The following is a 20388-nucleotide window of genomic DNA, read 5'->3' on the forward strand; positions in this document are numbered from 1 at the left end:
TCCTGACATTGTACGAACAAAAAAAGTTCCTTTGGAATAAAAACTTCGCCAGGGAACCCCCTTCGTCCCGAATCCTTTTATACATACCTGAAGGATTTTATCACATCACAGGCAAAATGACACAGAAACGGTATTTCCCGCACAAAATCGAATAAAAACGCTAAAATGATGGAGAATCAAAAAAGGGTAAAAAAATTTTACCCTGACAGGAGGACGCAAAAATGAATTTCGGTGAAAACCTGGAACACCTGGACGAAATACTGAAGCGGCTCGAAGAGGGGAAACTCTCCCTGGACGAATCGCTGGAGGTTTTTGAAAAAGGCATTCTCCTGATACGGGAGAGTCGGGACTTTCTGGCTCTGGCGGAACAAAAGGCCACGATCCTCACCCGGGACGGCGAAGAAATTCCCTTCGACCGGGACGAAGAAGGTCGGGAAAAAGAATCCAATCTTACGTAAATAAGCGTACTTAAAATTAAATTTAAATATGCTATTATTGGCAAGGTTGAACTACAAGTAAGCATTTTATCTCATTTTTTCGTGATGACGTTTGTTGCAGGTAAGGAAATGTTTCTCAGAATTCAATCAGGATCGCGTTTTATAGTTTCAGATTCCGAAGTTTGAAAAAACAGGAAAGCTGAATAATTTTTCGGAGGTGTATAAAAATGTCTGGTATTAGAAGAACGGCTACGAACGTACTGCTGGACACCGCACTCAGAAATTTTTACGGCGCGGCGGAGGAAATGGGACTTGACGAAAACATGATTGCCATTCTGGGCAGTTCCGAGCGCAGACTGGAAGTTTCCGTACCCGTGGAAATGGACGACGGATCCGTGAAAATCTTCCGTGGTTATCGCGTGCAGCACTCTACCGCCCTTGGGCCCGCCAAAGGCGGTATTCGTTATCACCCCGACGTGGACGTGGACGAGTGTGAGGCTTTGGCCATGCTTATGACCTGGAAGTGCTCTCTGGCCGGTATCCCCTACGGCGGCGGCAAGGGCGGCATTTCCTGCGACCCTCTGACCATGTCGATGAAGGAAAAGGAGCGCATGTCCCGCGCCTTTGCGGCCCGCATCGCCCCCATCGTCGGCACCTGGTCCGACGTTCCCGCTCCCGACGTCAACACCGGCGGTCAGGAGATGGTGTGGTTCGTGGATACCATCAGCAAACTGCACGGCCGTCTGGAGCCGGGCGTCTTCACCGGCAAACCCATTTCCTACTGGGGCTCTCTGGGTCGCACCGCGGCCACGGGTTACGGCGTCGCCACCTGCGGACTGGAGCTGCTGAAGGTTCAGGGCAAGGACCCGAAGAGCGCCACTGTGGCCATTCAGGGGTTCGGCAACGTGGGAAGCTACGCCGCCCTCAACATGGTCGAGGCCGGAGCGAAGGTCGTGGCCATCAGCGACGTCACGGGCACCTATTATTCTCCGAAGGGGATCGACATCACGAAGGCCTTCGACCACATCACAAAGCATCCCAAGAAGCTCCTGGAGGGCTTTACCTGTGACGGCTGCGAGAAGAAGGGTCTGGCCGACGTCCTGTTCGTGGACTGCGACATGCTTTTCCCCTGCGCGCTGGACGGCGTCATCAACGTAAAGAACGCCGGCGACGTGAAGGCGAAGTATATCGTTGAAGGCGCCAACGGCCCCGTCACCCCTGAAGCGGACGACATCCTGGTCAAAAAGGGCGTTATCATCGTTCCTGACTTCCTTGCCAACTCCGGCGGAGTCATTGGCTCCTACTTCGAGTGGGCTCAGGACCTGAGCGGTTACTTCTGGACCGAAGAAGAATACAACAAGAGACTGATTCATATTATGAAAGGGAACTTCAAGCTGGTATGGGATTACTCCCAGGACCGCAAGGTTCCCATGCGCCGCGCCGCCTTTATGGCCGCGATTCAGCGTGTCGCCGACGTCGCGAAGCTGCGGGGCGTGTTCCTGTAGGAGAACATTGTGAAAGAACGAATTTTTACTGAAATTGAACGGCTCAGGGACGAAATGGTTGCGGCCCTGAGCCGTATTTGTCGTATTCCTGCTGTTTCCCCCCACAACGGAGGAACCGGCGAAGAAGCGAAGGCCCGGGAAATCGAAAAGCTGGCGGCCGAGCTGGGGCTTGGGCGGGTGGAGTGGCAGCGCGTCGACGACGCGAAATCCTCTACGGGCAACCGCCCCTCCCTTTTTCTGGAATATCGGGGAGAATCTCCCCGTCGCCTGTGCATCCTCACCCACGTGGACGTGGTGCCCGAAGGAGAACGGTCTCTCTGGAGCCACGACCCCTATGATCCCGTTGTGCGGGAAGGCCGGCTCTACGGACGGGGCGTCAGCGACAACGGCATGAGCCTGATCGCCTCACTTTACGCTCTGAAGGCCTTCGCGAACCTGAAAGTGACCCCCTCCTTCACCGTGTACCTGGGTTTTCTGGCGGACGAGGAAATGGGCAGCGGTTATGGAGTCGCTCCTCTGGTGGAGCGGGGACTGTTCCGTCAGGACGACCTCGTGATTGCCCCCGATGCCGGCAACGACAGGGGAACTTTCGTCGAAATCGCCGAAAAATCCGGACTGAAACTGGAGTTCGAGGTTTCCGGAAAACAGGCCCACGCCAGCAGACCCCAGACGGGACTCAACGCCTGCAGGGTCGCGAACCTTCTGGCGGTGGAGGTCGACAACGCCCTCCACAGGGCTTTCCCGGAGGAGGACAAACTCTTCAGCCCTCCGGTATCTACCTTCGAGCCGACCCGGCGTTTCGCCAACGTCCCCAACGTGAACACCATACCGGGCATGGAGCGTTTTTCCTTCGACTGCCGGGTTCTCCCCTCCGTGCCCCTGGACGACGTCATCGCTCTGGTCGAAAAAGTGAAGAACGACGTGGCGGCCCGCACCGGCGCAAAAATCGAATTGAAACCCGAACGCAGCGATGCCGCGCCTCCCACGTCCGCGGACACCGATATCGTGCGGCTGCTGACGGACTCCATCAGGGAAGTTCTGAACGTGGAGCCGGAACTGGGGGGAATCGGAGGCGGAACCTTCGCCGCCTTCTTCCGGCGAAAGGGCATCCCCGCCGCGGTATGGTCGCAGGAATGCGAGACCTCCGCTCACCAGCCGGACGAGTACACGGAAATCCAGTACATCGTCAACAACGCGAAGGTCTTTGCCTCGATGATGATGGGAAAAATATAAAGGGAAAATATAACGCAAAAGGCCGTCTACAGCAGACGGTCTTTTTTTATAGCGGATTATGCAATTGCGTTCAGTGCGTCGATGCGGGTTTCGATGAATCGCCGCAGGTCGTCTATACCGCTGCGGTCCGCTCCGGAGGTGATGATGGGGACATCAATGGACCTCAGTCCGTCCCGGACGTATTGATGAAGCATTTCCCTGCGCTTTCCCCGGGTGATTTTGTCCGCCTTGGTGAACACCACCATCGCGGGACGCCCGCATTCCTGAAGCCAGTCCTGAAGCAACCGGTCGTTGGCCAGCATTCCATGACGAAAATCCACCAGATGACAGACAAAAACCAGGGATTTTCTCGTCTCCACGTAGGAGGAGGTGAGCCGCGACCACTCTTTGCGCTCGGACCGGCTGCGGGAGGCATAGCCATAGCCCGGCAGGTCCACAAGGCGGAACGCCTGCCTGTTTTCTCCTCCCGTTCGTTCCACGGCGTAAAAATTGATGCTTCGCGTTTTTCCCGGGGCGGAGCCGACGTAAGCCAGTTTCGCGCCCAAAAGAGCGTTGATCAGCGTGGATTTGCCCACGTTCGAACGTCCGGCCATGGCAATTTCCGGAACGGTTTCCTCCGGGAACTGCTCGACGGTGAAACTGGTCGCCTCCACAGCCACCCTCCATCCCGGAGGCATCAGCTGAGCAGCGCCTTTCTGAAGACGGCGGTCACCTCGGAGGCGTAATCAAACTTCATTCCCTCCAGAACCTCCCGGGGAATTTCCTCCACGTCCTGCCGGTTCGCCTCGGGCAAAATCACATGACGAACACCGTATCGCCTGGCCGCCAGAAGTTTTTCCCGAATCCCACCCACGGGAAGCACCTGCCCCCGCAGGGAGATCTCCCCCGTCATAGCGAGATCCATGGAGACTTTCCGGCCGCTGACCGCCGAGAGAATCGCGGTGGCCATGGTAACCCCCGCCGAGGGGCCGTCTTTGGGGACGGCGCCGTCAGGGACGTGAACGTGAATGTCGAAGGCCTTCCAGTCGAAGTCGCCGATCTCCAGCGCCTCGCTTTCCGAACGCAGGTAGCTGATGGCCGCTCTGGCGGATTCCTGCATGACCTCTCCCAGCTTGCCGGTCAGGGCCAGCTCTCCCTTGCCCTTCATCGTCACGGCCTCCACCAGAAGAACGTCGCCTCCCGCCTCCGTCCAGGCGAGCCCGATCACGTTGCCCTTCTGAGGTGTTTTCGGAATTTTCGTGTCATACAGTTTCGGAGCTCCGAGGTACTCCTTGAGGTCGGTGTTTTTGACCCGAACCGGCAGTTTAAACGCCTGCCCTCTGTCCGACGCCTCCACAATCTGCCGGGTGATCTTGCGGGCAATGGTGGCCAGTTCTCTTTCCAGGCCCCGCACCCCCGCCTCCCGGGTCCAGCCTGAAATAATTCTTTCCACCGTCGCCGGCGTGATCTTCATCTGAGACTGTCCCAGACCGTGTTCCTTCAAAACCCGGGGCAGAAGATGACGCAGGGCGATAAGGGTCTTTTCCTGAGTGGTGTAGCCCGACAGCGGTATGACCTCCATGCGGTCGAGAAGGGGCTTCGGTATCGTGTGGGTTGCGTTGGCCGTGGTAATGAACAGAACTTCGCTGAGGTCGAAGGGAATTTCCAGATAATGGTCCGTAAAGGTATTGTTCTGCCGGGGATCCAGCACTTCCAGCAGGGCGGAAGCCGGATCTCCCCTGAAGTCGTTGCCCAGCTTGTCCACTTCGTCCAGCAGCATCACCGGGTTGCAGCTTCCCGCCCGGGAAAGTTTCTGAATGATACGCCCCGGAAGAGAGCCGATGTAGGTTCTCCGGTGCCCCCGAATTTCGGCCTCATCTCTTACGCCTCCCAGAGAGACGTTGACGAAGTTGCGGTTCATGGCCCGGGCGATGGACCGTCCCAGCGACGTTTTTCCGACTCCGGGAGGGCCTGCGAAACAGATGATCTGGGCCCTCATGTCGTTTCCCGCCTGACGGTGCACCGCCAGAAACTCCAGGATGCGGTCTTTGACCTTTTCCAGGCCGTAGTGGTCCTCCTCCAAAAGTTCCGCCGCATGGGAAATATCCAGATTGTCCACCGTGCGGATACCCCAGGGCAGGTCCAGCAGGCAGTCCAGATAATTGCGCACCACCGTCGATTCCGGCGACATGGAGGGCATGTGGGCAAGACGATCCAGCTCTCTTTGAGCTTTTTCCCGGGCTTCGTCGCTCATGGCCGAAGCCGCTATTTTTTTCTCGTATCGGGAGAACTCCCCGCCGCCGTCCTCTCCCCGATTCTGCCCCAGTTCGTCCTGAATGATCCGCAGCTGTTCCCTCAGATAATATTCTTTTTGCTGCTTGTCCACCACGGACCGAACCCGATCCTGAATGTCGTGCTCCAGCTCCAGAATGTCGATTTCCTCGGTCAGAAGTTTCAGTAAAATTCCAAGGGCCGACTCCAGGTCATCCGTCTCCAGAAGTTTCTGTTTGGCGTCGATCTTCACCGAGATATGGGCCCCCACCAGGTTCAGAAGCTGACCGAAGTCGGTGATTCCCATGATGGAGGACATCACTTCTCCCGGAATGCGGGGCTGAAGGATGTTATAGCGTTCGAATCCATCCAGAACCCGCCGTTTCAAAGCCTCCATGTTCTGGGATTTCGAGATTTTCCAGGGCATCGGCATGAGATGGGCCTGCAAAATCTCCCGATCCCATATCCAGGTGTCGACCTTCATGCGCTCCAGACCCTCCACCAGCACTTTGGTGGTTCCGTCGGGAATGCGCACCATCTGCAAAATGTTGCAGAGCGTGCCCGTTTCGTAGAGGTCTCCGCTTTCCGGATCCTCGGTGTCCATTTTTTTCTGCGCCACCACAAAAACCTTCCTGTCGTGGAGCAGGGCGTTCTCAATGGCTCTCAGAGAACGGGGACGCCCCACGAAGAAGGGGATGATGATCCCCGGAAAAAGAACCACGTCTCGTATTGGCAGTACAGGATAAAATCGCTCTTCCAGGCTGTCCTCCGTCACGTCAGAAATGATCTCCGTCTTCTCTTTTTTCTGACCGGAAGGCACTAGGCTACCTCCTTCTTCGCCGCCCCCAGAAGGGCGAGGGGAGAAAGATGGTTGTCGACAAAGTCCGCCGTGATTTCCAGAGAACTGACTTTTTTCTCAAGAGAGGGCAGTTCGTAGATGATGTCCAGCATCAGGTTTTCCATGATGGAACGCAGACCCCGGGCCCCCGTCTGTTTCTTGACCGCGAGAGCCGCGATGCGCCTCAGAGACTCCGGCGTAAATTCCAGGCGGACCTGCTCCATCTCGAAGATTTTTTTGTATTGCTTTACCAGAGAATTGCGCGGTTCCTCAAGGATTCGCACGAAGGCGTCCTCGTCCAGATCCTCCAGCGCCACCAGCACCGGAATACGCCCCACCAGCTCCGGAATGAAACCGAAGGCCATCAGATCCTCCGGCTGAATCCGGCTGACAATGTCGTAACGCCGGGACGAGTGCCGTCCCTGGAGCTCTCCGCCGAAACCGATGGTGCGCTTGCTCTCCCGCCGGGCCACGATGTCCTCGATGCCCTCGAAAGCTCCTCCGCAGATGAAAAGAATATTGCTGGTTTCCATCTGGATAAACTCCTGATGCGGGTGTTTGCGGCCCCCCTTGGGAGGAATGTTCGCGGTGGTCCCCTCCAGAATTTTGAGCAGGGCCTGCTGAACGCCCTCTCCCGACACGTCCCGGGTGATGGAGGTGGACTCGGACTTACGGGCGATTTTGTCCATCTCGTCGATATAAATGATCCCTCTCTCGGCGGCGGCCAGGTCGTAATCGGCCACCTGAAGCAGACGCACCAGAATGTTTTCCACGTCCTCGCCCACGTACCCCGCCTCGGTGAGAGTGGTGGCATCGGCAATGGCGAAGGGAACGTTCAGCCGACGCGCCAGAGTTTGAGCGATCAGCGTTTTTCCCGAACCGGTGGGGCCCAGGAGCAAAACGTTGCTCTTCTGAAGCTCGACTTCGGAATCTCGGGTATCAATGTTGTTCTTCACCCTCTGATAATGATTGTAAACCGCCACAGAAACGACGCGTTTCGCCCGTTCCTGCCCGATAACATACTGATCCAGAAAACCATTGAGCTCCCGGGGCGTGTAGACCCTAAGAGCCGTTTCACGCTCCATTTTTTTCAGAGGCTGAGGATGTTGGGCGCCCGCCTGCTTTTTGGCCGACGCCGCGTCCAATCCCGCTTTTTCGTCCGCGAGGATGATATTGCAGAGGTTTACGCATTCGTCACAGATACAAACCCCCGGTCCCGAGATCAGACGAAAAATTTCGGACTGCGCCTTTCCACAGAACGAGCAGCGTATCTCCTTCTGATCGTCATTTCTGTTCAGTTTTTTCAAAGCCATACCTCCAATACCCGGCGCGGAGACTCCCTATCGTTGCTGAGACGAGGATTCGATCATTTGCTCTGCCGTGACTCGATGACCTGATCGATGAGGCCGTACTCCAGCGATTCCCCGGCCGTCATAAAATTGTCTCTGTCCGTATCCATCGCTATTTTTTCGATGTTCTGACCGGTATGATACGCCAGAATGCGATTCAGGCGATCACGTGTTTTCAAAATATTACGGGCGTGAATTTCGATGTCGCTGGCCTGTCCACGGGTCCCTCCCATAGGCTGATGGATCATGATTTCCGCGTTGGGAAGGGCAAACCGCTTTCCTTTCTGCCCTCCTGCCAGGAGAATCGCGCCGAAACTGGCGGCCAGCCCGACGCATATCGTAGAAACCGGACTTTTAATGTACTGCATCGTGTCGTAAATGGCAAGCCCCGCCGTAACGCTGCCCCCCGGACTGTTGATGTAAAGATGGATGTCCTTTTCCGGGTCTTCGCTCTCCAGGAAAAGCAGCTGGGCGACTATTACGTTGGCCACGTCGTCGTTTACGTCCGTGCCCAGAAAAATAATTCTGTCCTTCAGCAGGCGGCTGTAAATATCATAGGCCCGTTCACCCCGTCCCGTCTGCTCAATGACGTAAGGAATATTGAAATAAGACATTCGGCTTACTCCTTTATTTTATTGTTGTTCCTGAGCGCTCTCCGCCTCTGGGGCGTTTGGAGAAGAAGCGGGAGAAAGCTGCTCCACATCCCGAACTTTGACGTTTTCCATAATGATCTTCGTGATCTTTCCATAGCGAATGTCTTCCACCACGCGTCCGACGGTTTCTCTGTTCTTATAGAAAATCGCCCGGAGTTTCGTGGGCTCCACCCCATAAAGTTCAGCTCTGCGGTCAATTTCGCCGTCAAGCTCCGTCTTCTGGACCTCTACGTCGAATTTCTTCCCGATCTCGTCGAGGACCAGAGAACGCCGGACGATGTTTTCCGCCGTCGCCCGCAGGTTGCGCTCGTAGTCCTCCGGATTCACCGAATTGTTCTTCAGAACCTCGCTCAGCTCCTGACCGTAGCGTTTCTTCGCGTCCGCGGCGTCGCGTTCCTTCTGAAACTCGATCTGACGCTTCACCAGGGTCTCGGGAACTTCCAGAGAGGATTTTTCGACGATGCGGTCGACGGCCGTCATGGTGGCCTGAGAGGTATTGTCCGCATCGATACGGGCCAGGAGGCGTTTTTTCAGTTCTTCACGAAAGGCTTCTTCGGATTCGATGTCGGTCCCCAGCGCCTTTTTATAGAACTCCGGGGCCATTTCGGGGAGGACTCTCTCCTTCACTTCCTCCACGGTGAAAAAGTAATGGACCTTTTTCCCGGCCACCGTTTTATCCTCGTGGGCTTCCTCCACGTTAAACTCCACTTCCGCGGTTTCTCCGGCGCTCTTCCCCAGAAGGGCGTTTCGAACGTCGGGTCGGATGGTACTTTCCGCCAGGTCCACATCACCCTTCTGCTCGTCACTTTTGACCGGCTCTCCCTCGGGACCGGAAACCTCCGTCACGTATTTCACCGACAGAACGTCCTTTTCCTGAGCGGGACGGGTCGCCGGAGAAAGAACAGAGTGTTCCCGCCGAAGGTTCTGTACCATCACATCGACCATTTCGTCCGTCACCTTCGGGATGAGTTTTTCAACCTCGATCTCGCCGAGTTCAGGCAGGGCGACTTCGGGAGTCACTTCGAACGTAAGTTCACAGGACAGCGGTTTTCCTTCCTGAATCGTGTCCTCCATGCTCAGGGAAGGCGCGGCGATCGTATCCAGGTCGTAGTCTCCCACAACCTGCTCCACCGCGTTGGAAATCAGCTTTTGGAAAGCTTCGCCGTACAGGTTCTCCCGGCCAAAACGCATCTCGATCACTCTGCGCGGTGTATGTCCTTTGCGGAAACCAGGGATGTTGGTCTTTTGAGCGATTTCCTGAATCGTCTCGTTCAGATTCGACGAAAACTCCTCCGCTTCAAAGTCCACCTTTATCCTCACTACGTTCTTTTCCTGTCCAAGTAACTCCGTCTTCATAATCCACTGCTCCTTTCGACCTGTTAAACGCGCGTATTATATCATTTATACATTTCGCGACCCTCCTGATAACTTCCGTTCCTCAAAAAAAACGCCGAACGGAGACAAAATCGTCTTCCGTCCGGCGCGGGCAAATCCCTTCAGGTTTCCGCCGCAGCGGTGTTTTACGGCAAAGGACTCTGCCGAAAAAGTTCGTATCCCTCATTGAAGGCCTGAACATTCAGCTCCACGATTTTCGGCACCTGAAAATGATCGGCAATGGCCTTTCGCAGGGATTCGGAGGAAGCGATGTGCTCCAGGTCCAGAACGCGTCCCACGCAGCCCAGAGCAACCATGTTGGTCACAATTTCCTTCCCGATTTTTTCCCGGGCCGTCCGAACGATGGGCAGCGTGTAGATGCGGGCGTCGATTCTCCGCACCGAGTCCTCCACGCTTCCGCTGCCGTAGGACGTCTGGATTCCCGGAAGGTCGGTGACGAAGAAATCGTCATACACGATTCGCCCTCCCGGCACGGTGTCGACAGCGAACTCCTCCGCGGCGGCCTGGGTCAGAATCACCTGCAGGTTGGGAGCCATCACCTTCGGATAATCGATGGGCTCCCTGGAAATCACCACCTCGGCCTTCGATTTTCCCCCTCTGGCCTCCGGGCCATAGGCCTGAGACTGAACGACGTAAAGTCCCGTTTCATAGAGGGTGATGGCCTGTCCAATCAGCTCCGTCGCCAAAATAACTCCCTGACCTCCGGAACCCGCAATGCGAATTTCAAATCTCTCGTCCGCCATGTTTTAACCCTTCCTTTGGGCAATTTCGATAACTTTGTCGTACTGCTCCGTGTATTCCGGGCTCTCTCTGTCCACGAACTCCCCGCACACCAGTTTGCCCTTCAGTTCCGCCGGAGACATGGTTTTGGCCTTGCTCAGGGGCACGGAGGCCTCCTTGAAGAAGTTGTAGTTCTCAATGGGCAGCCGCCGGTCATTTTTGCGGCCGTACTGCGTATGACAGTGGGTGACGATTTCGATGACCGAAAAACCCTTTCTTTTGATGCCGTTCATGATGTACATCTCCGCCTGACGCGGATTGGCGATGGTGGTTCGCGCCACGTAGGACGCTCCGGCGCCCTCCGCCAGCCTGCAGATGTCAAAGGGCGGATCGATGGCCCCGTAGGGCGTCGTGGAGGCCCAGGAGCCGGCGGGGGTGGTGGGGCTGGCCTGCCCTCCCGTCATGCCATAGATGTTGTTGTTCATGACCACCGCGGTGATGTCGATGTTGCGGCGGCAGGCGTGAATGAAGTGGTTGCCCCCGATGGCGGAGCAGTCTCCGTCTCCCATGACGTCAACCACGGTCAGCTGGGGCTTGTGCAGCTTGATGCCCGTGGAGAAGGCCAGAGACCGGCCGTGAGTGGAGTGCAGCGTGCAGGCGTTGATATAACCCGCCATACGGCTGGAACATCCGATACCCGACGCGATAACCGTCTGGCTTTTATCCTTTTCCAGCGCCACCAGAGCCCGGATGAGCGCGTGCATGATGATCCCGTGTCCGCAGCCCGGGCACCAGATATGCGGCATGAACCTCGTTCTGAGCCAACTCAACACTTGCGTACTCGGCATTTAGGCCACCTCCTCAATGACACGCCGGATTTCCGAAGGCTTGAAGAGCTCTCCGTTCACCAGGTTGATTCCCCGAACGTCGCTTCTGCCCTTCATAACGCGCTCCACCTCAAGAACCATCTGGCCGCAGTTCAACTCCGGAACCAGGACGACCTTCGCGCCCAGAGTCATTCTCGTCAGTTCTTCGCCGGGGAAGGGCCAAAGGGTGATGGGGCGGAAAAATCCGGCCGCAATCCCCTTCCTGCGGGCATCCCGGACGGCTCGAAGGGCCGATCTTCCCACGCTGCCGTAAGCCACCACGACGACGTCGGCGCCGTCCATGGACTCCGACTCGTAGTCCACGATCTCGCTTCGCGCCCGATCCACCTTGCTCATCAGACGCAGCATCTTTCTTTCTATTTCCCTCGCGTTGTTGGTGGGAAATCCCCAGGCGCTGGTGGTCAGACCCGTCACGTGCCAGGAGTAACCATCTCCGAACGAGGCCATCGCGGGAACGCCCGTCAGAGGATCCGGCTCGTAGGGCGTGAACTTCTCGGGCGGCACCGCCGGACGTACGCGATTCACGATATGCAGTTTCGCCGGCTCCGGAATCGTCACCTTTTCGCGCATGTGCCCCACCACTTCATCGGAGAGAATCAGCACGGGCTGACGGAAACGCTCGGCCATGTTGAACGCCCGGATCGCCAGGTCGTAGCACTCCTGCACGGATGCGGGAGAGTAGCAGATCGTCGCGTGGTCGCCATGCGTTCCCCAGCGCGCCTGCATGACATCCTGCTGAGCCGTTTTCGTGGGCAGCCCCGTGGAGGGCCCTCCACGCATGACGTCCACCACCACGATGGGAATTTCCGCGATGTAGGCCAGCCCCAGGTTCTCCTGTTTCAGGGAAAAACCCGGTCCCGACGTGGCGGTGAGGGATTTCGCCCCCGCGATGGAAGCGCCGATGATCGACGCGATGCCCCCGATTTCGTCCTCCATCTGGATGAACTTTCCGCCCCGTTTGGGCAGCTCCTGGGCCATGACCTCCGCGATTTCCGACGAAGGCGTTATGGGGTATCCCCCAAAAAAGTTGCAGCCCGCCGCCAGAGCCCCGTACGCCAGAGCCGTGTTGCCCTGCCAGAAAGCCGTATTGGAAGGTTTCCCGCTGTCAGACATTTCCATCACCCTCCTTACTCTCCGTGACCGTAATCGCAAAATCAGGACAGATATTCTCACACTGTCGGCATCCAATGCAGTCTCCCATCCGCGCCGCCGTGGATTTCATGCGATCACTCAGCTCAAGGACAGATTTTGGACAAACGCCGACGCACAGTGAACATCCCTTACACCACGCGTTGCTGACTTCCACCTGGAATTTTTTGGCCAACGACAGTACACCCCCCAAATTTTCATAAAATTTCTTTTACACTTTCTAAAACACGTTTTTCACGCAGGACCCCCTCTTCCTGCAAAATAAAATTTATCCGCAACATCATGATAAACCGAAGACATGCATTGCAACAGGGAAAAACCCTGACCTTTCGAAAGAGGAATCTTCGTTCGATCTTCCGATTTTCCTTCCGATTTTCAGGCCGGTGATGAAGCGGTTAAATCCAGTTTTCCGAAGTCCTCGAGAGGCTGTTGAATATGGAGGGGGGGATTCATGCTGAGATCCACGATTTTAATACCTTCCACTTTCCGTCCCATGGAGTCGACTCGCAGCAAAACCTGAGGCCGCATCAGATCCTTTCCTCTGGAACCCACCACAACTCCCAGACTTTCGTCGGAAAGCCTCACCAGTGTCCCCGGAGGGTAAAGCCCGATCAGCAGCAAAAGCGTCCTGACCACCTCCGGATCGAAATGGGTTCCCATGTTTTCGATCATCATCGACACCGCAACTCGACTCTCTATGGGTTCCTTGTAGACCCTCCTGGCGGTCAGGGCGTCGAAAACGTCCGCCACGGCCGCAATTCTGCCTTCCTTCCGAATCTGCTCCTTCATAAGGCGGTCGGGATACCCCTCGCCGTTATACCGTTCGTGATGCCCGCGAATCACCGCAAGTATCCAGGGGTCGGTAACTCCATTGGCGACAGCCAGCTCCTCTCCAAACTCCGTGTGTTTTTTGATAATTTCAAATTCATCTTTTGTCAGAGCACCCGGCTTGTTCAAAACCTCTTTGGGGATGCGCGCCTTCCCCAAATCGTGCAAAATGCCCCCGATGGACATGCACTCGGCAACTTCCGTGCGTCCGGGATAAAGGCGATTCGCCAGCACGCCGCCCAGAAGAGCGACGTTCAGGGAATGGACATAGGTGTACTCGTCCCAGCTTCGCACCCGCCCCAGGCAAAGCATCACCTGCTTCGCCTGAGACACCTCCTGAGCCAGAATGCGCCCTTCCTGAACGAGGGTCGCGTATCCCTCGGAGTCAAGGGTTCCATCGCCAATACGGCTGTAAACGCTGCTCACCTGCTCCACCGCGTGTTTGGCCAGCTGCGGATCGAAATCTTCGATCTGCCCTCTTACGGACTTCATAATGTTGTCCAGTCCCTCGTTGTCCAAAGTGATCTGGATGATGATGGGAATGGAGGTAATCCCCCATCGCTGCAGATTTTTTTCGACATCGTCCACAGAGGAGAGCAGCGACGCCAGGGAGGTTCCCCTGGGCAGCAAAATAACGCCGTTGGTCGCAACGACATCTTCCGCCACCCGCGCCGGACTGGTCATGTATTCCCGCAGCTCGCCGAGAGAAATGCGTTTTTTCGTAATTTGTTCGGAATCGTTCACTTCAGGGGGCATGCCGCCACCTCTCACCCATGTGATGTTCTCTTTTTCAGGCTCAGATTTTTCAGGCCCAAATTTTCAGAGCTTTTTATGCCTTTTTATGGAGCCTGAACTTGAGACCCGATTCGTAAGCATCGCCGATTTTCCCCGCAGGCACGGTTCTCGGAAATTCTCCGCGTCTCAGAAAACGCTCTGTCGTCAAAAAAGACCGACCCAGCTCGTTCAGGGAGAGTTTCAGCGTAAAACGGGCGATTTCGCCGGCTTCCACCGTCCAGGGGCGAATGGGGAACGCGTCGGAAGGTGGATTCGACTCCTTTTCCCGATAAAAGTCCTCATCCACGGATAAACTCGCCCAGGGGAAAAGCGCGGGCAGACGAAAGACGTGGGGCATATCCGGAGCCGTGCGGAAGGCCCAGTCGTAAATGGACTCCGCCCCGCCGCCGCTGGCGCCGCCGACACACAGACGCAGGGTTCCCTGGTCCGACGGGCGGTTGATCCATTCCTCCAGCTCCACCGAAATATCCCGTCCCGCTTCGATCAGCTCCATCCAGGTTCTGTCCAGAGCCAGACGCGAAAGGTACGGGCTGTAGCAGGGCAATTCGGAGATGGCCGGAACGGCCTCCGATCCGTAGACGTGATCGTGAGGGACCACCAGTTCCCATTCGGCTCCGTCTATTTCTATCGTGTCCGTACCCGCGAACTCCCACAGAATGCGGTCGTTTTTCTGCTCGTAAATCATTACGAGAACGGGAACGGCATGCTGAAGCCAGTAGGCCAGATGAACCATATCTCCCCGACAGACATACCCCCGTGCACTGCGTTCCAGTCTGGCGTTCTCATCCGAACGGATTTGCAGACCGATCATCTTGCCCATCCTCGGATATTCTTCCACAATTTCCAGATGGGCGTTGAGACCGGTGTCGCCCTCGCGCTGTTCTCGAAATATCAGCTCCGGCAATCGGGCGGATATTCGGCTCGCCGCATAAACAGCAATACGCTCGGCCATGTCGTTCAAGAATTTCACCTCTCACACTCACAAAAATGGCTTCCACTGACAATTAACTATTATAACCTATCGTAACATATGTGACTTATTTTGACCCTGTTTTTCAGAAGATGCCTTTTTCAGAAGATACCTTGTTCACGTTCTTTTACCCTGTTATACTCCATACCTGTATTTATCCGTACGAGAAATGGACTGGGTTCTCATGAATCAAAGCTCGCAGAAAACACAAAACGAAAATTGCGCTCCCGCGGAGGGCGGAACCGGACTGCGGATGTGGCTGGCCGATGGAATGCTGGTGCTTTGCGCTTTCCTTTGGGGGCTGGGCTTCGTGGCCATGAAGGAAGCCCTCGACGTCTATCCCACCTTCTGGCTTTTGTTTTTCCGCTTCAGCCTGGGCGCTCTGCTGATGGGAATCGTGTTTCCCCGACGTATTCTGTCGTGCTCAAGACGCGACCTCATCGGAGGAACGACCATCGGCTGCCTGCTGTTTCTGGCCATGGGGGTTCAAACTCTGGGGCTCATTTTTACGACCGCCGGGAAACAGGCGTTTCTCACGGCCGGATACGTGGTCATGGTGCCCCTTCTGGTCTGGGCGCGGCGCAGAATTTTCCCCGGATGGACCACGACGCTGGGGTCCCTGATTTGTTTTACGGGGATGAGGCTCCTGATCTCCAATGCCGACGGGCCTCTCAACATCGGCGACGTGCTCACCATTTTTTCGGCCCTGTTTTTCGCCATGCAGATCATCGCCATCGGACATTTCGCCGCCGACGGCGACCCCATGGTTCTGACCTTCGTCCAGTTCGTCGTCACCGCCCTGCTTTCTCTGCTGGCGACCTTTCCGGCGGGAGAAACTCTGGTCTTTCAGGGTTCCAGAGGGCTGAAAGAGGTTCTGTTTTCAGCGTTTTTCTGCACGTTTCTCTGTTTTTTGATTCAAAACCTGGGGCAGAAGTACACGAGTTCCACCCACGCCTCCCTCCTTCTGGGGCTGGAGTCCGTGTTCGGGGCTCTGAGCGGCATCTTCCTACTGGGCGAGACCTTCACTTTTCAGATGGGGGTCGGCTGCGCCCTGATCTTCGGCTCCGTCCTTCTCGTGGAGCTGGCCCCCGCTTTCCTGAAAAACTTCTCCTGCCGCCTCCGGCAATGAGCGACTTTTTTTCGCCGACAGTTCCCCGCGGCCCGAGCAATGTTTCGATCAGGTCCTCTCTTCCCGCCTCAATCAGGGCCTGACGGACGAGGGTCCGGTTTTTCGGCATACGATGCTGGAGGAGCGCCCTCTGCATGTTCCGCTCCCGGGAGGTTCGGGCCGCCTTCACCGGCTTGCCCGTGAAGGGATCCAGCTCCGTGTAATACATGCAGGCGGCCAGGCTTCCAGGGGTGGGGATGAAGTCCTGGGCCTGCTCCGGGCAAAAATCGAGTTCGGCGGCAAATTGAGCCAGATCGATGGCTTCCTTCAGACCCGATCCGGGGTGAGACGTCATAAAATAGGGCACGAGGTACTGCTTCCGGCCCAACCGTTCATTGATGGTCCGGAACAATTCCATAAACCGGCGGTACTGTTCGATCCCTCCCTTGCGCATGACCCGCAGAACAGCGGGGGAAGCGTGTTCGGGAGCGACTTTAAGCTGTCCGCTGACGTGATGCCGGCAGAGCTCCGTCAAAAATTTTTCCCCGTTCTTCCGGTCGGCCAGGAGGTAATCATACCGCAGTCCCGACCGCACAAACACCTTTTTGACGCCTTTGACGCTTCGGGCTTTCTCCAGCAGAGCCAGATAATCCTCGTGGGAGACGTCCAGATGACCGCAGGGTTCGGGAAACAGACATTCCCGATGTCTGCAGGTCCCCCGAAGAAGCTGCTCCCCGCAGGAGGGATGCCGAAAGTTCGCCGTCGGGCCTCCAATATCGTGAATGTATCCCTTAAAGTCCTTCATGCGGCTCAGCGCCTCCACCTCCCGAAGAATCGACCCGTGGCTTCGGGCCTGGACGATCCTCCCCTGATGGGCGTGAATGGCGCAAAAAGCGCAGCTTCCAAAACAGCCTCGATGGCTCGTGACGCTGAATTTCACCTCCGCAAGGGCCGGAACGCCTCCCAAAGCTTCGTAAGCCGGGTGCGCCTCTCTTTGATAGGGAAGATCGTAAATTTCATCCATCTGCTCCTCCGTCAGAGGAAGGGCCGGAGGGAGCTGCACCAGGCATCGGGCGTCGTATCGCTGAACCAGAGTTTTGCCGCGAATGGGATCCTGTTCCTGCGAGGTCAGTCGAAAGGCCTCCGCGAAAGCTCTTTTGTCGGCCCTCACCTGTTCCCAGGAGGGAAGCTCCAGAAAAGGGAGTGAAAGTTCCTCCTCCTCCGCAATATAACAGGTTCCTCGCACTTCCCTCAGAGCGCCGACGGGGAAACCTTCCGCCAGAGCGGCGGCGATCTCAAGAATTGGACGCTCCCCCATTCCATACACCAGCAGGTCGGCCTGGCTGTCAACGAGAATCGAGCGCCGCAGGGCATCGGACCAGTAGTCATAATGCGCAAAACGGCGGAGACCGGCCTCAATTCCTCCGATAATCAGAGGAATATTCCCCCATATTTCACGGATTTTCTGACAGTAGACAATAGTGGCCCGGTCGGGGCGCAATCCACTTCTGCCCCCCGGAGAGTAGGCGTCGGAACTGCGGGTCTTTTTCCCAGCGGTCAGTTTGTTCAGCATCGAGTCCAGATTTCCCGCTCCCACAAGAACGCCCAGCCTCGGACGCCCCAGAGTCGTAAAGGCCCCGGAGACGCGCCAGTCGGGCTGAGAGACGATACCCACCCGATACCCTCGGGATTCCAGCAGACGACCAATGATCGCCATCGCGAAACTCGGATGATCGACGTAGGCGTCGCCGGTTACAAACACAAAATCCGGCTCGCTCCATCCACGCGCCTTCATATCTTCGCGGCAGACGGGTAAAAAGGCGTTCTCCTGCGTTTTTTGCCCGTCACGATCACAGCGATTTTCCATTCCCACAATTCTCCATCAATCAATAAATATCATCAATAAATATCAATGATTAAATATCAATAATAATAGAAGGCTCGAAGGAGAATCTCCCCCGGGCCTTCCCGCAATTTCCTCATGGTCGGGGCGAGAGGATTTGAACCTCCGACCTCCTGGTCCCGAACCAGGCGCGCTCACCAGGCTGCGCTACGCCCCGACAAACGAAAGGCATTCTAGCATTTATACGCGCCGCCGTCAAATCGCTCCCTGCGTCGGCTCGCCCTTACGCATCCTTCATTTTGCCTGTTTTTGGGTGAGCTGCCAGGCCACGTCCACGATCATATCCTCCTGACCGCCGATCATGTGTCTGCGTCCCAGCTCCACCATGATGTCCCGCGGCTCCAGTTTGAACTTTTCGGCGGCGCTGTAAATGTGGAGCAGGAAACTCGAATAGACCCCCGCGTAACCCAGCATCAGCGACCCGGCGTCCACGACCTGAGGGCGCTGCATAACCGACGGCATCACCTGCTGCGCCAGATCCATCAGCCCGTAAAAGTCCAGCCCCGTCTCGCAGCCCATGCGCTGAAGCACCCCGGCCAGGACTTCGAGCTGCGTATTGCCCGCGCCCGCGCCAAGGCCGCACAGGGTGGCATCCACGTACTCCGCTCCCGACTCCAGGGCGGCCAGGGCGTTGGCCACCGCAAGGCTGAGGTTGTTGTGGGCGTGAAAGCCCACCGGAATTTTCACGGCGTTCCTCACGGCATCGATACGCGCTCTCACGTCGTCGGGAAGCAGGTACCCCGCGGAGTCCGCGATGTTGATGTAATCCGAGCCGTAACTTTCCATCTTCTGCGCTTCCAGGGCGATGGCCTCCGGAGGGGACATGTGGGACATCATCAGAAACCCAACCACAAACATGCCCATCTTCTTCGCGGCAATGATATGCTCCGCGGAGACGTCCGCCTCCGTAATGTGCGTCGCCACGCGAACGGCCTTCGCTCCGCAGTCGCAGGCGCGCTTCAGGTTTTCGATGGTTCCGATGCCCGGCAGCAGAAGAACGGTCAGAAGCGCCTTTTTCACCACGGAAGCCGCGGTTTCGAGGAGCTCAAACTCATCGACCTTCGAGAAGCCGTAGGTGTAACTCGCCCCGCCCAGGCCGTCTCCGTGGGAAAGCTCAATGAAGGGGACTCCGCAGCGGTCCAGCCCTCCGGCGATGGCCGTCACCTGCTCCTTCGTGAAACTGTGTTTTACGGCGTGGCTTCCATCCCGCAGGGTAGTATCGACTACGTAAATCTTTCGTCCCTTCAGAGGGACCTTTGTCCCGTCGCTCATCGGGAGCCCTCCTTTCCCAGCATTTTCGCGGCGATCTTTTCAGCCGTCGCCACGGCCGCCGAATTGATGATGTCCAGATTGCCGGAATAAGGAGGAAGGAAGTCTCCCTGCCCCTGCACCTCCACGATCGTCGTGACCTTATCCCCGTCGATCAGGGGCGGAACGCGAAGCCTGTAGCCGGGTACGTACTTCTGAATCTCCGCCACGATCCGGTCGATGGACTCCGTTATTTTTTCGGCGGGCACGTTTTTGTCCCTGGTCCGAACGATGATCGTGTTGGTCATCATCAGAGGCGGCTCCGCGGGGTTCAGCACAATGATCGCCTTGCCCTTTTCCGCGCCTCCCACCTTTTCGATGGCGGAGGCCGTCGTCTCCGTGAACTCGTCGATGTTCGCCCGGGTTCCGGGGCCGGCGCTTTTAGACGAGATACAGGCGACAATTTCCGCGTAAACCGCCCCAGCTGCGCGTTCTACCGCGTGAACGACCGGAATCGTCGCCTGTCCGCCGCAGGTCACCATGTTCACATTCGGCACGTCGAACAGCCTGTCCAGGTTCACGCAGGGAACACAATAGGGGCCGACGGCGGCAGGAGTCAGGTCAATGGCGATCTGTCCCGCCTCTTTGAGAATCGGCGCGTTTTTTTGATGCGCCGCGGCGCTGGTGGCCTCGAACACGATTTTGACGTCTTTTTCCCTGGCCACCGCCTGCGCGCCTTCGATCGACGTTTTGACTCCCAGGGAGGCCGCCCGGCGGATCCCCTCCGACTCCATGATCCCCGCCATCATTCCCATTTCGAGATATTGACTGCGCAAAACCTTATACATCAGATCGGTTCCGATGTTCCCCGGCCCGATAATCGCCACTTTGATCCTGTCCAAAATTTCTCGCCTCCTCCGCTGTGACGTTTCCGCTACATTTCCCGGATCAGCTTGCCAGGGTTCATGATCTCCAGAGGATCGAACGCCAGCTTGATCGCCCGGTGTATTCCCGCTTCCTCGGGGGTCTTGGACGCCAGCAGCGCGGGCAGCTTCAGATATCCCACTCCGTGCTCTCCGCTGCCCATCCCTCCCAGTTTCACCGTCTCCGCTATCAAATC

Annotated in this window: 19 protein-coding genes and 1 tRNA gene; 4 read left to right on the forward strand and 16 right to left on the reverse strand. The window is 56.8% G+C overall.

The genetic code is table 11. The features are described 5' to 3' along the window. Positions 1–221 precede the first annotated feature (221 nt). The 3 genes from xseB to LBR61_02860 all read left to right on the forward strand — a co-directional run bounded on the left by xseB (position 222) and on the right by LBR61_02860 (position 3175). Positions 222–458: an exodeoxyribonuclease VII small subunit gene (gene xseB / locus LBR61_02850; protein ID MDR1731011.1), complete on the forward strand. Its 237-nt coding sequence runs from the start codon at positions 222–224 to the stop codon at positions 456–458. 206 nt (positions 459–664) lie between these two features. Next, a complete protein-coding gene (locus LBR61_02855; GenBank protein ID MDR1731012.1) occupies positions 665–1942 on the forward strand; it encodes a Glu/Leu/Phe/Val dehydrogenase in 1278 nt (425 codons plus the stop codon). 9 nt (positions 1943–1951) lie between these two features. Further along, entirely contained in the window at positions 1952–3175 is a 1224-nt protein-coding gene (locus LBR61_02860; GenBank protein ID MDR1731013.1) for a M20 family metallo-hydrolase, read from the forward strand. 56 nt (positions 3176–3231) lie between these two features. On the opposite strand, the gene yihA is transcribed toward LBR61_02860, so the two are convergent. The 11 genes from yihA to LBR61_02915 form a co-directional block, all read right to left on the reverse strand. Then, positions 3232–3828: a ribosome biogenesis GTP-binding protein YihA/YsxC gene (gene yihA, locus LBR61_02865; protein MDR1731014.1), complete on the reverse strand. Its 597-nt coding sequence runs from the start codon at positions 3826–3828 to the stop codon at positions 3232–3234. Positions 3829–3851: 23 nt separating this feature from the next. Further along, positions 3852–6245, reverse strand: coding sequence for an endopeptidase La (lon, locus tag LBR61_02870; GenBank protein MDR1731015.1), 2394 nt, complete (start codon positions 6243–6245; stop codon positions 3852–3854). Next, positions 6245–7576, reverse strand: coding sequence for an ATP-dependent Clp protease ATP-binding subunit ClpX (gene clpX, locus LBR61_02875; GenBank protein MDR1731016.1), 1332 nt, complete (start codon positions 7574–7576; stop codon positions 6245–6247). The genes lon and clpX overlap by 1 nt, the downstream gene beginning before the upstream one ends. Before the next feature lie 53 nt (positions 7577–7629). Continuing rightward, a complete protein-coding gene (gene clpP, locus LBR61_02880; protein ID MDR1731017.1) occupies positions 7630–8226 on the reverse strand; it encodes an ATP-dependent Clp endopeptidase proteolytic subunit ClpP in 597 nt (198 codons plus the stop codon). 18 nt (positions 8227–8244) lie between these two features. Beyond that, complete coding sequence (tig, locus tag LBR61_02885) at positions 8245–9621, reverse strand: trigger factor (protein MDR1731018.1); 1377 nt, start codon at positions 9619–9621, stop codon at positions 8245–8247. A 164-nt stretch (positions 9622–9785) separates the two neighbouring features. Beyond that, positions 9786–10403, reverse strand: coding sequence for a 2-oxoacid:acceptor oxidoreductase family protein (locus LBR61_02890; GenBank protein MDR1731019.1), 618 nt, complete (start codon positions 10401–10403; stop codon positions 9786–9788). Between the two features lie 3 nt (positions 10404–10406). Then, entirely contained in the window at positions 10407–11228 is an 822-nt protein-coding gene (locus tag LBR61_02895) for a 2-oxoacid:ferredoxin oxidoreductase subunit beta (GenBank protein ID MDR1731020.1), read from the reverse strand. Continuing rightward, a complete protein-coding gene (locus LBR61_02900; protein ID MDR1731021.1) occupies positions 11229–12380 on the reverse strand; it encodes a 2-oxoacid:acceptor oxidoreductase subunit alpha in 1152 nt (383 codons plus the stop codon). After that, on the reverse strand, positions 12373–12591 hold the full coding sequence (locus LBR61_02905) for a 4Fe-4S dicluster domain-containing protein (GenBank protein ID MDR1731022.1): 219 nt from the start codon (positions 12589–12591) through the stop codon (positions 12373–12375). The genes LBR61_02900 and LBR61_02905 overlap by 8 nt, the downstream gene beginning before the upstream one ends. 200 nt (positions 12592–12791) lie before the next feature. Continuing rightward, positions 12792–14000 carry an HD-GYP domain-containing protein gene (locus LBR61_02910; GenBank protein MDR1731023.1) on the reverse strand — a complete coding sequence of 403 codons (1209 nt, stop codon included), beginning with the start codon at positions 13998–14000 and terminating at the stop codon, positions 12792–12794. Positions 14001–14073: 73 nt separating this feature from the next. Beyond that, on the reverse strand, positions 14074–14991 hold the full coding sequence (locus LBR61_02915; protein ID MDR1731024.1) for a DUF4365 domain-containing protein: 918 nt from the start codon (positions 14989–14991) through the stop codon (positions 14074–14076). Between the two features lie 187 nt (positions 14992–15178). On the opposite strand from LBR61_02915, the gene LBR61_02920 reads away from it, so the two are divergent. Next, a complete protein-coding gene (locus LBR61_02920; GenBank protein ID MDR1731025.1) occupies positions 15179–16138 on the forward strand; it encodes a DMT family transporter in 960 nt (319 codons plus the stop codon). Here the strand turns inward: LBR61_02920 and LBR61_02925 are convergent. From LBR61_02925 to LBR61_02945, 5 genes are all read right to left on the reverse strand, one after another. Then, positions 16032–17984, reverse strand: coding sequence for a YgiQ family radical SAM protein (locus tag LBR61_02925; protein MDR1731026.1), 1953 nt, complete (start codon positions 17982–17984; stop codon positions 16032–16034). The genes LBR61_02920 and LBR61_02925 overlap by 107 nt on opposite strands. Positions 17985–18099: 115 nt before the next feature. Further along, positions 18100–18177, reverse strand: a tRNA-Pro gene (locus tag LBR61_02930). A gap of 77 nt (positions 18178–18254) precedes the next feature. Continuing rightward, positions 18255–19292, reverse strand: coding sequence for a 4-hydroxy-2-oxovalerate aldolase (gene dmpG, locus LBR61_02935; GenBank protein MDR1731027.1), 1038 nt, complete (start codon positions 19290–19292; stop codon positions 18255–18257). Beyond that, positions 19289–20170: an acetaldehyde dehydrogenase (acetylating) gene (locus LBR61_02940; GenBank protein MDR1731028.1), complete on the reverse strand. Its 882-nt coding sequence runs from the start codon at positions 20168–20170 to the stop codon at positions 19289–19291. Before LBR61_02940 ends, dmpG begins: the two co-directional genes overlap by 4 nt. Positions 20171–20202: 32 nt before the next feature. Next, a partial coding sequence (locus tag LBR61_02945; protein ID MDR1731029.1) for an FAD-binding oxidoreductase occupies positions 20203–20388 on the reverse strand: 186 nt, incomplete at its 5' end.

The sequence above is a fragment of the Synergistaceae bacterium genome (genome assembly GCA_031272035.1).
Classification (GTDB): Bacteria; Synergistota; Synergistia; order Synergistales; family Aminobacteriaceae; genus JAISSA01.

Coding starts and splice junctions, on each gene's coding strand:
- xseB (MDR1731011.1), top strand. CDS start 222: ATGAATTTCGGTGAAAACCTGGAACACCTGGACGAAATACTGAAGCGG.
- LBR61_02855 (MDR1731012.1), top strand. CDS start 665: ATGTCTGGTATTAGAAGAACGGCTACGAACGTACTGCTGGACACCGCA.
- clpX (MDR1731016.1), bottom strand. CDS start 7,576: ATGGCTTTGAAAAAACTGAACAGAAATGACGATCAGAAGGAGATACGC.
- clpP (MDR1731017.1), bottom strand. CDS start 8,226: ATGTCTTATTTCAATATTCCTTACGTCATTGAGCAGACGGGACGGGGT.
- tig (MDR1731018.1), bottom strand. CDS start 9,621: ATGAAGACGGAGTTACTTGGACAGGAAAAGAACGTAGTGAGGATAAAG.
- LBR61_02890 (MDR1731019.1), bottom strand. CDS start 10,403: ATGGCGGACGAGAGATTTGAAATTCGCATTGCGGGTTCCGGAGGTCAG.
- LBR61_02895 (MDR1731020.1), bottom strand. CDS start 11,228: ATGCCGAGTACGCAAGTGTTGAGTTGGCTCAGAACGAGGTTCATGCCG.
- LBR61_02900 (MDR1731021.1), bottom strand. CDS start 12,380: ATGTCTGACAGCGGGAAACCTTCCAATACGGCTTTCTGGCAGGGCAAC.
- LBR61_02910 (MDR1731023.1), bottom strand. CDS start 14,000: ATGCCCCCTGAAGTGAACGATTCCGAACAAATTACGAAAAAACGCATT.
- LBR61_02915 (MDR1731024.1), bottom strand. CDS start 14,991: ATGGCCGAGCGTATTGCTGTTTATGCGGCGAGCCGAATATCCGCCCGA.
- LBR61_02920 (MDR1731025.1), top strand. CDS start 15,179: ATGGACTGGGTTCTCATGAATCAAAGCTCGCAGAAAACACAAAACGAA.
- LBR61_02925 (MDR1731026.1), bottom strand. CDS start 17,984: ATGGAAAATCGCTGTGATCGTGACGGGCAAAAAACGCAGGAGAACGCC.
- dmpG (MDR1731027.1), bottom strand. CDS start 19,292: ATGAGCGACGGGACAAAGGTCCCTCTGAAGGGACGAAAGATTTACGTA.